13 protein-coding genes and 1 pseudogene are annotated in these 13515 nt (G+C 61.0%); 9 read left to right on the top strand and 5 right to left on the bottom strand.

All coding sequences use genetic code 11. The features are described 5' to 3' along the window. Positions 1 to 31: 31 nt before the first annotated feature. Both ACKJSM_RS05810 and ACKJSM_RS05805 read right to left on the bottom strand, forming a co-directional pair. Positions 32 to 334 (bottom strand): cell division protein ZapA, encoded by a 303-nt coding sequence (locus tag ACKJSM_RS05810; protein ID WP_039766503.1) that lies wholly within the window; start codon positions 332 to 334, stop codon positions 32 to 34. Next, complete coding sequence (locus tag ACKJSM_RS05805) at positions 331 to 561, bottom strand: hypothetical protein (protein ID WP_007952320.1); 231 nt, start codon at positions 559 to 561, stop codon at positions 331 to 333. Before ACKJSM_RS05805 ends, ACKJSM_RS05810 begins: the two co-directional genes overlap by 4 nt. A gap of 251 nt (positions 562 to 812) precedes the next feature. On the opposite strand from ACKJSM_RS05805, the pseudogene ACKJSM_RS05800 reads away from it, so the two are divergent. The 5 genes and pseudogenes from ACKJSM_RS05800 to selO form a co-directional block, all read left to right on the top strand. Beyond that, positions 813 to 1562, top strand: a pseudogene (locus tag ACKJSM_RS05800) (MCP four helix bundle domain-containing protein); the annotation flags it as partial. A 30-nt stretch (positions 1563 to 1592) separates the two neighbouring features. After that, positions 1593 to 2465 carry a methyl-accepting chemotaxis protein gene (locus tag ACKJSM_RS05795; protein WP_371850982.1) on the top strand — a complete coding sequence of 291 codons (873 nt, stop codon included), beginning with the start codon at positions 1593 to 1595 and terminating at the stop codon, positions 2463 to 2465. A 172-nt stretch (positions 2466 to 2637) separates the two neighbouring features. Continuing rightward, a complete protein-coding gene (locus ACKJSM_RS05790) occupies positions 2638 to 4380 on the top strand; it encodes a potassium/proton antiporter (protein WP_236181142.1) in 1743 nt (580 codons plus the stop codon). 34 nt (positions 4381 to 4414) lie between these two features. After that, on the top strand, positions 4415 to 7768 hold the full coding sequence (gene mscK, locus ACKJSM_RS05785) for a mechanosensitive channel MscK (RefSeq protein ID WP_236181141.1): 3354 nt from the start codon (positions 4415 to 4417) through the stop codon (positions 7766 to 7768). Between the two features lie 48 nt (positions 7769 to 7816). After that, positions 7817 to 9280, top strand: a complete 1464-nt coding sequence (gene selO / locus ACKJSM_RS05780) for a protein adenylyltransferase SelO (protein ID WP_410236893.1) — start codon at positions 7817 to 7819, stop codon at positions 9278 to 9280. Between the two features lie 6 nt (positions 9281 to 9286). Here selO and ACKJSM_RS05775 read toward each other — a convergent pair whose 3' ends face one another. Then, positions 9287 to 9688: a type II toxin-antitoxin system HigA family antitoxin gene (locus tag ACKJSM_RS05775; RefSeq protein WP_207984808.1), complete on the bottom strand. Its 402-nt coding sequence runs from the start codon at positions 9686 to 9688 to the stop codon at positions 9287 to 9289. After that, positions 9685 to 9981, bottom strand: a complete 297-nt coding sequence (locus tag ACKJSM_RS05770) for a type II toxin-antitoxin system HigB family toxin (RefSeq protein ID WP_207984807.1) — start codon at positions 9979 to 9981, stop codon at positions 9685 to 9687. The genes ACKJSM_RS05775 and ACKJSM_RS05770 overlap by 4 nt, the downstream gene beginning before the upstream one ends. 194 nt (positions 9982 to 10175) lie before the next feature. On the opposite strand from ACKJSM_RS05770, the gene trxC reads away from it, so the two are divergent. Beyond that, positions 10176 to 10610, top strand: a complete 435-nt coding sequence (gene trxC, locus ACKJSM_RS05765; protein WP_236181138.1) for a thioredoxin TrxC — start codon at positions 10176 to 10178, stop codon at positions 10608 to 10610. Between the two features lie 6 nt (positions 10611 to 10616). On the opposite strand, the gene ACKJSM_RS05760 is transcribed toward trxC, so the two are convergent. After that, positions 10617 to 11387: a ParA family protein gene (locus ACKJSM_RS05760; RefSeq protein WP_007952339.1), complete on the bottom strand. Its 771-nt coding sequence runs from the start codon at positions 11385 to 11387 to the stop codon at positions 10617 to 10619. Between the two features lie 369 nt (positions 11388 to 11756). Between ACKJSM_RS05760 and ACKJSM_RS05755 the strand changes: the two genes are divergently transcribed. The 3 genes from ACKJSM_RS05755 to ACKJSM_RS05745 are packed head-to-tail and all read left to right on the top strand — an operon-like array spanning position 11757 to position 13508. Beyond that, positions 11757 to 12482 carry a beta-ketoacyl synthase chain length factor gene (locus ACKJSM_RS05755; protein WP_236181136.1) on the top strand — a complete coding sequence of 242 codons (726 nt, stop codon included), beginning with the start codon at positions 11757 to 11759 and terminating at the stop codon, positions 12480 to 12482. Continuing rightward, entirely contained in the window at positions 12458 to 13267 is an 810-nt protein-coding gene (locus ACKJSM_RS05750; RefSeq protein WP_236181135.1) for a lysophospholipid acyltransferase family protein, read from the top strand. The genes ACKJSM_RS05755 and ACKJSM_RS05750 overlap by 25 nt, the downstream gene beginning before the upstream one ends. After that, complete coding sequence (locus ACKJSM_RS05745; protein ID WP_085701087.1) at positions 13248 to 13508, top strand: phosphopantetheine-binding protein; 261 nt, start codon at positions 13248 to 13250, stop codon at positions 13506 to 13508. The genes ACKJSM_RS05750 and ACKJSM_RS05745 overlap by 20 nt, the downstream gene beginning before the upstream one ends. The last annotated feature ends 7 nt before the right edge of the window (positions 13509 to 13515 follow it).

The following is a 13515-nucleotide window of genomic DNA, read 5'->3' as shown; positions in this document are numbered from 1 at the left end:
CAATCTTATTCCTTGGTTGTGCGCAACCCCATCAGCCCTGATTGATGGTTTTGGCGATGGTCTCGACCGTGGCGCTGACTTGCTCTTGGTAACGCTCGAGTTCCTGCTGGTGCTGCTTCTTCATTTCAATCTGCTGCGAGCACAGATTCATTGCCGCCAGCACCAGCAGGCGGTCACCGATCAGGGTCGGGTATTTCTTCTTGGTGTCGGCCAGTGCGGCCTTGAGCATCAACGCAGCGTCCAGCAGGGTCTGTTCTTCCCCGGCCGGTGCCTTGATCGAATAGTCCTCCCCCATGATGGAGATGACCTTTACCCCTGCTGTGCCGTGGTTCATGCGCTGACAGGACCTGCGTTGACGCGATCAACCAGGGCCTGGATGCGTGCGGCGGTGGCGCCGTGCTTTTCTTCCTGTTCCATCAGGCTCAGTTGCAGGCTTTCGTTTTCATCCTTGGCCTGGGCCAGTTCCGTGGACAGGGTCTGGTTGGTTTCCGACAGGGTCTGGTTCTGTTGCACCAGATCGCTGACGAGCTGTTCCAATTGGCTGAGGGATGCTTCCAACATTTTGATCTTCCAGGGCTTTTTCAAAGGGCGCGTACGATAAAGAAAAGTCGTCGTTGACGCCAGGGTTAAACCGGCGCAAGGCCTTGATTTTCCTGGCGGCCGACCGTTCTTGCGAGTGTTAGAGACTGTGATCTGCCGATCTGGTTCCTGCACTTCGTCGCCCGACGCCCCATGCGACAAATACGCACACGGCCTCAAGACTTTAGTCGTATGACCGATAAGTCACCCAACAGCAGTCTCAGCCCGCACGGATGCGGCCCTTCCCTGGTATCCGCACCATGTCCCTTCGCAACATGAATATCGCCCCCCGGGCGTTCACCGGTTTCGCCCTGATCGGCGGCCTGATGCTGATTCTCGGCGCGTTCGCCCTGAACCAGATGAGCAAAATCCGTGCGGCGGGCGAAGACATCGCCACGGCCAGCGTGCCATCGATCAAGGCCCTCGACGAATTCACCCAGTTGACCCTGCGCCTGCGCGTGCTGTCGTATCGGTTGCTGATCAACCGTGAGCCAGATGTCCAGCAAAAAACCATCGAACTGTTTGATCTGCGCAACCGGCAGATCGCCGACGCGCAACGCGCCTACGAACCCCTGATCAGTGGCTCGCAAGAACGCGCGGCGTACGATCAGTACCTGCAGTTGCTGGCGCAGTACCGCCAGCTCGAAGACCGCATGAAGACTCTGTCGCGCAACAATCAGGTCGATGAACTGCGGCAACTGCTCAACACCGATTTGCTCGCCAACTCCGAAGCGGTGAATACCGCCCTCGCGCGTTTGCTGGAGATCAACACCCAACAGATCGCCGAGACCAATCAGGGCGCCACTGATCAGTATTCGATGTCGTTCAATCTGGTGGTGACCCTGCTGGTGATTGCCACCGGCCTGACCTTGCTGTTCGCCTGGCTGTTGACCAGCAGCATCACCAAGCCGATCGCCAAGGCGCTGGATGCAGCGGAAACCATCGCCGAAGGCAACCTGACCCAGCCGATCCACGTGGACGGCACCGACGAAGCCGGACGCCTGCTGGCCGCCATGGCCAAAATGCAATCGAAGCTGCGCGACACGCTGCAACGGATTTCCGGCTCGGCCACCCAACTGGCCTCTGCCGCCGAAGAGCTGAACAGCGTCACCGATGAAAGCGCCCGAGGCCTGACCCAGCAGAACAACGAAATCGAGCAGGCCGCCACGGCGGTCAACGAGATGACCAGCGCCGTGGAAGAAGTTGCGCGCAACGCGGTCAGCACGTCCGAAGCCTCGAAGAACGCCACCACCTCCGCCGGCGACGGCCGTGATCTGGTGCAGGAAACCGTCAGCGCCATCGAACGCATGAGCGCCGACGTGCAGAGCACCGCGACCCTGATCGGCGATCTGGCCAACGAATCCCGCGATATCGGCAAGGTGCTGGACGTGATCCGTGGTCTGGCTGACCAGACCAACCTGCTGGCACTGAACGCGGCCATCGAAGCGGCCCGTGCCGGTGAAGCCGGTCGTGGTTTTGCCGTGGTGGCCGATGAGGTCCGTGCCCTGGCCCACCGCACCCAGCAGTCGACCAGCGAAATCGAGCGCATGATCGGCAGCATCCAGAGCGGCACCGAACACGCCGTGGATTCGATGCGCAACAGCACCGAACGCGCCGAGTCGACCCTGAACATCGCCCGTGGCGCCGGCCTGTCGCTGGACACGATCAACACGGCCATCGTCGAAATCAACGAGCGCAACCTGGTGATCGCCAGCGCCGCCGAAGAGCAGGCGCAAGTGGCGCGGGAAGTGGATCGCAACCTGGTGAACATCCGCGATCTGTCGGTGCAATCGGCGACCGGCGCGAATCAGACCAGTGCGGCGAGCAACGAGCTGTCGCGCCTGGCGCTGGATCTGAACAATATGGTTGGGCGGTTCAGCCTCTAACCCTCTGCATTGATCGCTCCCACGTCGAGGCGTCGAACCGTCTGCGTGGGAACGATCTTGCGCCAAGCTGAAAAAGCTTTTTGACAGCATCACATTTCAACAGGTTAGAATCGCTGGCACGCAGACTGCATGGTCAGTTTGTGCCCGTCTTTCCGCTTCTGGAGTACTGCCTTTGAATGCGACGACCATCAACAGCCTGTTCTTGATCGGCGCGTTGCTGGTAGGCGCAAGTATTCTCGTCAGCTCCCTGTCTTCGCGTCTCGGCATCCCGATTCTGGTGATCATCCTCGCGGTCGGCATGGCTGCCGGGGTCGATGGCGGCGGGATCATTTTCGATAACTACCCGACGGCCTATCTGGTCGGCAACCTCGCGCTGGCAGTGATCCTGCTCGACGGCGGCTTGCGCACCCGGGTGTCCAGTTTCCGCGTGGCCCTGTGGCCGGCCTTGTCGCTGGCGACGGTCGGGGTTCTTATCACCACCGGCCTCACCGGCATGGCCGCCGCGTGGCTGTTTGACCTCAATCTGATACAAGGCCTGCTGATCGGCGCCATCGTCGGCTCCACGGACGCCGCCGCGGTGTTCTCGCTGCTCGGCGGCAAGGGCCTGAACGAGCGGGTGACCGCCAGCCTGGAAATCGAATCCGGCAGCAACGACCCGATGGCGGTGTTCCTCACCGTGACCCTGATCGACATGCTTGCCAGCGGCCAGACCGGCCTGCACTGGAGCCTGTTGACCCACCTGATCCGCGAGTTCGGCATCGGTGGCGTGATCGGTCTGGGTGGGGGCTGGCTGATGCTGCAAATGGTCAACCGGATCAATCTTGCCGCCGGTCTGTATCCGATTCTGGTGATCGCCGGCGGCCTGGTGGTGTTCGCCCTGACCAACGCCCTGCACGGCAGCGGCTTCCTCGCCGTGTACCTGTGCGGCCTGGTGATCGGTAACCGCCCGGTGCGCAGCCGTCACGGCATTCTGCACATGCTCGACGGCATGGCGTGGCTGGCGCAGATCGGCATGTTCCTGGTGCTGGGCCTGCTGGTCACGCCGCATGATCTGCTGCCGATCGCCGTGCCTGCCCTGGGTCTGGCGCTGTGGATGATTCTGTTCGCACGGCCGCTGTCGGTGCTGGTCGGGCTGCTGCCGTTCAAGGCCTTCCACGGCCGCGAGAAAGCCTTCATTTCCTGGGTGGGCCTGCGCGGCGCGGTGCCGATCATTCTGGCGGTGTTCCCGCTGATGGCCGGGCTGCCGAATGCGCAGCTGTACTTCAACCTCGCGTTCTTTATCGTGCTGGTGTCACTGCTGGTCCAGGGCACGAGCCTGCCGTGGGTGGCCAAGCTGCTCAAGGTGACCGTGCCGCCGGAGCCGGCGCCGATCTCCCGCGCCGCCCTCGAAGTGCACGTCACCAGCGAGTGGGAGCTGTTCGTTTACAAGCTCGGCGCGGAAAAATGGTGCATCGGCTCGCCCCTGCGCGAACTGAAGATGCCTGAAGGCACACGTATCGCGGCCCTGTTTCGCGGTCAGCAATTGCTCCATCCGTCGGGTAGTACGGTGCTGGAGGTCGATGATTTGCTGTGCGTCATCGGCCATGAACACAACCTTCCGGCCCTCGGAAAACTGTTCAGCCAGGCGCCACAACGCGGCCTGGATCTGCGTTTCTTCGGCGACTTCGTACTCGAAGGAGACGCCCAGCTCAAAGCGGTTGCCGCCCTGTACGGCCTGCCCGCCGAAGGCATCGATCCGGACATGACCCTGGGCCACTTCATTGCCCAGAAAGTCGGCGGTGCACCGATCGTTGGTGACCAGGTGGAATGGAACAACACCCACTGGACGGTTGCGGTCATGGACGGGAACAAGATCGCCAAAGTGGGCGTCAGATTCCCCGAAGGAAGTCGCCCGGGCCCCGGACTCTTCCTCTAAACTGCGTCCACTCTCACTTGCTTGACCGGTCTCTATGCCTACCCTGCGCTCCTTTTTCCTCGCGGCCCTGTTGGGCCTGAGTCTTTCCGTCGGCCCGCTGCAAGCCGCCGAACCGCCGTCCAGCGACGCCGTGCAGGCCAGCCTGGACAAACTCACCGACAGCAAACTGCCCGAGGCCGACAAGAAGGCCCTGCAGACGGTCCTGCAAAACACGCTGAACCAGCTCAACAACCGGCGTGACTACGAACAGAAGCTGATCGACCTCAAGCAGCAGTTGGCCACTGCGCCGAAGCAGACCATCGAGAATTCGCGCGAACTGACCCGCCTCAAGGCCAGCGCCGTGGTGCCGGTGGCGCAGCGCTTCCCCAAGGAAAACATCCAGCAGCTGGAGCAGATGCTCACCGAGCGTTCGACCCAGCAAAGCGATCTGCAAAAGGCCCTGGCCGACGCCAACAGCCTGATCATCACCGCCCAGACCCGCCCCGAGCGCGCCCAGGCCGAGATTTCCAGCAGCCAGACACGCATCCAGCAGATCAACAACATCCTCAAGTCCGGCAAGGACGCCGGCAAGACCGTCAGCGCCGAGCAGCGCGACCTGCTCAACGCCGAGCTGGCGGCGCTCAACGCGTTGATCCCGCTGCGCCGTCAGGAGCTGGCGGGCAACAGCCAGTTGCAGGATCTGGGCAACAGTCAGCATGACCTGCTCTCGGAAAAATCCGATCGTCTGGATCGCGAGATCCAGGAACTGCAAACCCTGATCAACCAGAAGCGCTTGACCTTGTCGCAGGAAACCGTGACGCAGCAGTCGATCGAGGCGCAGAAGTCCGGCAGCAGCACTCTGCTCGCCACGGAAAGCGCGGCCAACCTCAAGCTCTCCGACTATCTGCTGAAAAGCACTGACCGCCTCAACGAACTGACCCAGCAGAACCTGCAGACCAAACAGCAACTCGACAGCGTGACCCAGAGCGACTCGGCTCTCGACGAGCAGATCAACGTGCTCAAGGGCAGCCTGCTGCTGTCGAAGATTCTCTATAAGCAGAAGCAAGCGCTGCCGCGCCTCAAGGTCGACCGCGACCTGGCGGATCAGATCGCCGACATTCGCCTGTACCAGTTCGAAATCAACCAACAGCGCGAACAACTGAGCAATCCGGCGACTTACGTCGACAACCTGCTGTCCACCCAGCCGCCGGAGCAAGTCACGCCACAACTGCGCAAGAGTCTGCTGGAGCTGGCCAACACCCGCGTCGATCTGCTGGAGCGGCTGAGTCGCGAACTGAGCGCGATGCTCAACGAGTCGATCACCCTGCAACTGAACCAGAAACAACTGCTGAGCACCGCGCAAAGCCTGCGCGCGACCCTCGACGAGCAGATGTTCTGGATTCCGAGCAACAAGCCGCTGGACACCGAATGGATGCGCGGCGTGCCGGAACGTCTCAAGCGTCAGATCGACACCTTGCCGCTGGCCTCGAGCTTGAGCGAACTGACCGACGGCCTGACCCAGCGACCGTTGTTGTTCCTGCCGCTGGCGCTGCTGATCGGCGCACTGCTGTGGCGGCGCAAGCAACTTTATTCGCGCCTGAACAAGGTTCACCAGGACATCGGTCACTTCAAGCGTGACAGCCAGTGGCACACGCCGCAGGCGATCCTGATCAATATTCTGCTGGCAATGCCCGTGGCGCTGGGCCTGGCCCTGTGCGGGCTGGCGTTGCAGATCGACGCTCGCGGGCAGAACGCCAACATGGGCGCGGCGCTGCTGCAAATGGCCCAGGCGTGGCTGGTGTTCTACACCGCTTACCGGATCCTCGCGCCGGGCGGCGTCGCCGAATTGCACTTCCGCTGGGAAAAGCCGCAGGTCGAATTCCTGCAAGGCTGGGTCCGTCGCCTCGGTCTGGTGGTCATGGCATTGGTGGCGGTCGTGGCGGTTGCCGAGCTGCAACCGGCGGCGCTGGCCGATGACGTTATCGGCATGCCGGTGGTGCTGACCTGCTACGCCCTGATGGCGTGGCTGCTCAGCCGCCTGCTGATCAGCAGCCCGACCCACGAAAACGCCTCGCTGTTTCGCAAGGCCGTGGGCGTGATGTTCACCTTGCTGCCGATCGCGCTGTTCGTCGCCGTGTGCTTCGGCTACTACTACACCGCGCTGAAGCTCAGCGACCGCTTGATCAACACCCTGTACCTGCTGATGTTCTGGCTGGTGATCGAAGCGACTTTCGTCCGTGGACTGGCGGTTGCGGCACGCCGCCTGGCTTACCAGCGCGCCCTGGCCAAACGTCAGGCCGCGAAGGAAGCCGGCGACGGCGAAGCGGTGATCGAAGAGCCGACCCTGGACATCGAAAAGGTCAACGAACAGTCCCTGCGCCTGATCCGTCTGGCACTGCTCGGCGGTTTCATCGCCGCGCTGTACTGGGTCTGGGCCGACCTGATCACGGTGTTCTCGTACCTCGACAACATCACCCTCTACGAATACACCAGCGGCACCGGCGCCAACATGAGCATGGTGCCGATCAGCATCGGCGACATGCTCGGCGCGCTGATCATCATCGGCATCACCTTTGCGCTCGCCCGCAACTTGCCGGGCCTGCTTGAAGTGTTCGTATTGTCGAAGCTCAATCTGGCCCAGGGCAGTGCCTACGCGACCACGACGCTGCTGTCGTACGTGATCGCCGGGGTCGGTTTCGTCTCGACCCTGTCGACCCTCGGCGTCAGCTGGGACAAGCTGCAATGGCTGGTGGCGGCGCTGTCGGTGGGCCTGGGTTTCGGCATGCAGGAGATCTTCGCGAACTTCATCTCCGGCATCATGATCCTGTTCGAACGTCCGGTGCGGATCGGCGACACCATCACCATCGGCAACCTCTCGGGTACGGTGAGCAAGATCCGCATCCGCGCCACGACCATCACCGACTTCGACCGCAAGGACATCATTGTCCCGAACAAGACGTTCATTACCGGGCAACTGATCAACTGGTCGCTGACCGACACCATCACCCGGGTAACCCTGAAACTGGGCGTGGATTACGGCTCCGACCTGGATCTGGTCAAGGAACTGCTGCTCAAGGCCGCCCGGGAAAACCCGCGCGTGCTCAAGGAGCCCGAGCCGCACGTGTACTTCCTCAACTTCGGCGAAAGCACCCTCGACCACGAACTGCGCATGCATGTGCGTGATCTCGGCGACCGTAACCCGGTGCTCGATGAGGTCAACCGCTTCATCAACCGCGAGTTCAAGAAGCAGCACATCAACATCTCGTTCCGCCAGATGGAGATTTACCTGAAGAACCTCCAGGGCCAGGAATACAAGATGGTGCCAATCGAGCCGGAAACCAAAACCATTGCGCCGGTCAGCGACGAGCAGAAACCGTTGCAGGATCCGCCACCGGCCAAACTCGACTAACCCGGATAATCCCAGCAGAATGCTCGGACATTCTGCTGGAGCCGGTCCTTGAAAGCCCTCGACGAACTGACCTTCGACAACCGCTTCGCCCGCCTGGGCGATGCGTTCTCGGCCCATGTGCTGCCTGAACCGATCGACAATCCGCGACTGGTGGTGGCCAGCCCTGCGGCCCTGGCGCTGCTGGATCTCGACCCGGCGGTGGCCGACACCCAGGAATTTGCCGAACTGTTCGGCGGCCACAAGTTGTGGGCCGATGCCGAGCCACGGGCGATGGTCTATTCCGGGCATCAGTTCGGCGGCTACACCCCGCAACTGGGCGATGGGCGCGGATTGTTGCTGGGCGAGGTCTACAACGCCGCCGGCGAGCACTGGGACCTGCACCTGAAGGGCGCCGGGCAGACGCCGTTCTCGCGCATGGGCGACGGTCGTGCGGTGCTGCGTTCGTCAATCCGCGAGTTTCTCGCCTCCGAAGCGCTGCATGCGCTGAATATTCCTTCGTCACGCGCCGCCTGCGTGATCGGCTCCGACACTCCAGTCTGGCGTGAAAAACAGGAGCGCGCCGCGATGGTGCTGCGCCTGGCGCCGAGCCACATCCGTTTCGGCCATTTCGAATATTTCTATTACACCAAGCGTCCTGAACAGCAGAAGCAACTTGGCGAGCACGTATTGGCGATCCACTACCCCGAGTGCCTGGAACAGCCGGAACCGTATCTGGCGATGTTCCGAGAAATCGTCGAGCGCAACGCCGAACTGATTGCCAAGTGGCAGGCGTACGGCTTCTGCCACGGGGTGATGAACACCGACAACATGTCGATCCTCGGCATCACCTTTGACTTCGGCCCGTTCGCCTTCCTCGACGATTTCGACGCGAACTTCATTTGCAACCACTCCGACGATCAGGGCCGCTACTCCTTCAGCAATCAGGTGCCGGTCGGCCAGTGGAACCTCAGCGCCCTGGCCCAGGCCCTCACGCCGTTCATCAGCGTCGAAGCCCTGCGCGAAACCCTCGGCCTGTATCTGCCGCTGTTCCAGGCCCATTACCTCGACCTGATGCGCCGGCGCTTCGGCTTCACCACCGCCGAGGACGACGACCAGCAACTGCTGGAGCAGTTGCTGCAACTGATGCAGAACAGCGGCGTCGACTACACCCTGTTCTTCCGCCGACTGGGCGAAGAGTCAGCCGAACAGGCCGTCGCTCGCCTGCGCGATGACTTTGTGGATATCAAAGGATTCGATGCCTGGGGCGAGCGTTATGTCGCCCGCGTCGCACGCGATGGCGCGACCGATCAGGAACAACGCCGTGCGCGGATGCATGCGGTGAACCCGCTGTACATCCTGCGCAACTATCTGGCGCAGAAGGCGATTGATGCCGCCGGGCAGGGTGATTATTCCGAAGTGCGACGGCTGCATGCGGTGCTGAGCAATCCATTCGAGGAACAGCCTGGAATGGAGAGCTACGCGGAACGGCCGCCGGAGTGGGGCAAGCATTTGGAGATCAGTTGCTCGTCGTGATCAAGGTCAGGTAAACACGTCGATCGGTACATTGAAGCGCTCGGCCAACCAGCGGATCTGACGCAGGTTGAGCTTGCGTTTACCACTCAAAATTTCCGAAACAACCGATTGAGTACCGACACCTGGCAGGTCGCTTTGTGTCAGACCATGCTCGCGCATCATATAGCCGAGGACTTCTTCGCCGCTCGCCTCGGCCATGGGGTGATGCGTGCGATCCCATTCCGCAATCCAGTCACCAATGATGTCGACCAGACTCATCAATGGATGCGATTCATCATCACCGGTTATGTCGAGTATTTCTTCGACAGCCCGCACCAGCATGTCGTAATCCTGCTCACTTTTCGGTTTTCGAAGCAAAGGCGAGACAAACTCCCAGTGCTCGGCAACCGTTTTGATCAGAATGCTCATACCTTTCCCTCCTTCCATTTACCGCGCTCGTATTCGCGGTGATCAAGCACATGCTTTATGTAGAGCGTCCGAGATCGATAACTGACGAAAGCGATCAACCTCAGCTTGTTGCCTCCAATATCGAAAACATGAAACTCACCGACTTTATCTGTCGCAGGAAAAATTGCTTTCATCGCCGCGAAATCACACGGATTACTTCTTTTTGCCAAACGAAACCACTGTGCCAATGCACTTGCTGCCTGTGGCCAAATTTCCTTGGCCTCTCGAATAGGTTTTTCACTAAACACATGCATGCAACATCCTTATCGCATTCTGCTATGGGGAGTTAATCACAGATCAAAATTATCGCAAGTTGCGATACAGCCGAGCAGACCAACGGACTCAATCGGTTCATCTCAGCCTAGGCTCACAGCCAAACACTGCACGATTGAAAATATGAGCAAACGTCTCCAACTAAGAGTTATCAGCTCTCCACTGGATCCCGATCATGACCGACCCCCTCCTCATCCCCTGCCCCTCCTGCAACGGCCTCAACCGCATCCCCGCCGAGCGCCTCAACGACCACCCGAAGTGCGGGCGCTGCAAGTCCGAGGTGCTGTTGAACAAGCCGTTCGAACTCAAACAAGGCGATTACGCCAGTCAGATCAAGGGCGATCTGCCGTTGCTGGTGGACGTGTGGGCGGATTGGTGCGGGCCGTGCAAGTCGTTTGCGCCGGTGTTCGAGCAGGCGGCCGCGCAACTGGCGGGCAAGTGCCGGCTGGCCAAGCTGGACAGCGAGGCCAACCAGCCGTTGTCGGCGCAGTTGGGGATTCGTTCGATTCCGAGCCTGATTCTGTTTCGCAACGGCCGGGAAGTGGCCCGTCAGAGCGGGGCCTTCCCGTTGCCACAGTTGATGGCCTGGCTGCGCAGCCAGGGCATCTGACGGGGTTCAGGCGTCTTCGAGCAGGTTGTGCAGTTCGACGAACTGCTGCGTCAGCTTGTGCCGTGGATCGAGGTGGATCAGCGGCGTATTGGCCTGATGGGATTCGCGCATGCGCACTGAACTGGCGAGGTAGACCGGCAGCACCGGCAGGCCCTCGGCGATCAGTTCGTCGAGGATCTGCTGCGGCAGGCTGGCCCGGGCCTGGAACTGGTTGACCACAATGCCTTCGACTTCCAGGCCCTCGTTGTGGTCTTCCTTCAACTCGTCGATCTCGGCGATCAGACCATAGAGGGCCTGACGCGAAAAGCTGTCGCAGTCGAAGGGAATCAGTACCCGATCGGCGGCAATCAGTGCAGAGACCGCATAGAAATTCAGCGCCGGCGGCGTATCCAGATAAATCCGGTCGTAATCTTCCGACAGCTCGTCGAGCAGTTTTCGCAGCTTGTTGATCTTGTGTTTGGCCTCGAGCTTGGGCTGCAAGTCGGCCAGTTCGGCGGTGGCGGTAATGATGTGCAGGTTGTCGAACGGCGTTTCGTAGATATCCGCCTGATTCTTTTTCGAGAACGGCCCTGAAGACAGGGTCTGCTTGAAGAAGTCGGCAATGCCCATCGGAATGTCGTCACCCGTGAGCCCGGTCAGATACTGAGTGGAATTGGCCTGGGCATCGAGGTCGACCAACAGCGTGCGATAACCCTCGCTGGCGCTCACCGCTGCCAGATTGCAGGCAATGCTGGATTTGCCCACGCCACCTTTCTGATTGAACACCACGCGCCGCATGACAAAACCTCCGTGTATCAAAGAATGACCGAGTGTAGTGGTGCCCGGTGCCGGTTCGCTACCTCGATGGACACGGACTACAGCGTCAGACGCCAATATCCCAATGAATACGGCGTAAAGCCCCCCGTTGATCGCCGATCTGCCCGACAGACAGACGCCTGCCAATCTGGATAATGGCCAAGTGACAGTTTCTTGCTGCGTACCATTCGGTCCATTTCACTGCGCAAAGTGTAACCAGCATTTGCTACACACTCGTCGCACCGGGATAATGCGCGCCACCCGGCGCCACGCGCCATGCCATTTCCGGCTAAATCAGCTCAGCGGCGACGTTGGCGAAACCGCGTCAAATCAGCCGCAGGGGCGGGATAAATGTCCGTGATCAACTTCAACATCGCCCAATGGCGGGCCTGGGCTCCCGGGCTCGACAGTGTGCAAGCCTGGCAAGCCTGGAGCCGACAGCCGGTCGTGCTTGAAGGCAGCGATGCCGCACCCGACGTGTCGTTTCTGCCGGCCATGCAGCGCCGTCGTCTCAGTCGTCTGGCGCGGATGGCGTTCAGTGTCGGCTGGCCGCTGGCCGACGGTCGGGAAAATCTGCCGCTGGTGTTCGTCTCCCGACATGGCGAAACCCCGCGCACCTTTGAAATTCTCAGCGATCTGGCCAACGAACAGCCGCTGTCGCCGACCCAGTTCAGCCTGTCGGTGCATAACGCGATCATCGGCCTGTGGTCGATCATGCGTGGCGAAACCAGCGAAATGACCGCACTCGCCGCCGCTGGTGACGGCCTCGAACACGGCATGCTTGAAGCGGCGGCATTGCTGAACGAAGGCGCCCCGGCGGTGCTGCTGGTGATCACCGAGGAACAACCGCCCGAAGCCTATTCAACATGGATCGACGACGTTCCGTTTCCCTATGCAGTCGGGCTGCTGCTCACCCCCGGTACCGACTGGCGGCTGACGCTGAACAGCGCCCCGCAAGCACGGTCAAAAACGCAGTGGCCCCACGCACTGAATCTGCTGCGAACCCTGCTCGATCAGCAATCCCATTGCCAACATGCCTGGAAAAATCGTCTATGGACCTGGCAACGCAACCCGTGATCGGAAAAAACCGCGACGGCTATTACTGGCGCCTGCTGGCCACTGCCACCAGCTTCGCCCTGTTCGGGCTCGGTGGCCTGTGCCTGCGCCTGCTGGTATTTCCATTGCTCGGTTGCCTGCCGGGCGACGCCATTGCGCATCGCGAACGGGCACGCCAGACCGTCAGTCGGCTGTTCTGGTTTTTCGTCCGGTTCATGGCCCGTACCGGCGTGCTGACCTACGACATTCAGGGCGCCGAACGACTCGGCCGTCCGGGGCAGATGATCATCGCCAACCATCCCTCGCTGATTGACGTGGTGTTCCTGATCGGTCTGGTGCGCGGGGCCAATTGCGTGGTGAAGAAAAGCCTGTGGGAAAACCCCTTCACCCGCGGCCCGCTGCGCAGCACCGAATACATCAGCAACGATGGCAGCATGGACATGCTCGATGCTGCCGCCGGCGCGTTGCAGAGCGGGCAGACCCTGATCATTTTCCCCGAAGGCACCCGCACTCAACCGGGTCAGGCACCGGCCTTTCATCGGGGCGCGGCGGCCATCGCGCTGCGCGGTGCGAAAATCATTACCCCGGTGGTGATCAAGGTCAGTCCGACCACCCTGACCAAGGCCGAGCCCTGGTATCGCATTCCCAGTCGCCGCGTGCACTTCAGTTTTCACGTCGGGGCCGATATAGACCCACAGACGTTTGCCGCGCAGGGCCCCGCGCCCCAGGCTTCGCGCAAGCTCAACGACTATTTGCACCAATTCTTTATCAAGGAGCTCGCCGAAGATGAGCGATCTAAACCGTGACATCAAAGAGCTGATCATCGACGCCCTGGGCCTCGAAGACATCAGCGCAGAGGACATCGGCGACGACCAGACGCTGTTCGGCGAAGGCCTGGGCCTGGATTCCGTCGACGCCCTGGAGCTCGGCCTGGCGATCCAGAAAAAGTACGGCATCAAGATCGACGCCGACGCCAAGGACACCCGCAACCATTTCACCAACGTGGCGAGCCTTGCGGCGTTCGTCACGGCAAAACAGGCAGCTTGAGACCGGA

The organism is Pseudomonas sp. PHC1, from assembly GCF_046487845.1.
Classification (GTDB): Bacteria; Pseudomonadota; Gammaproteobacteria; order Pseudomonadales; family Pseudomonadaceae; genus Aquipseudomonas; species Aquipseudomonas sputi.
The sequence above is the reverse complement of the archived record's forward strand: the minus strand, read 5'-3'. Positions and strand labels throughout refer to the sequence as shown.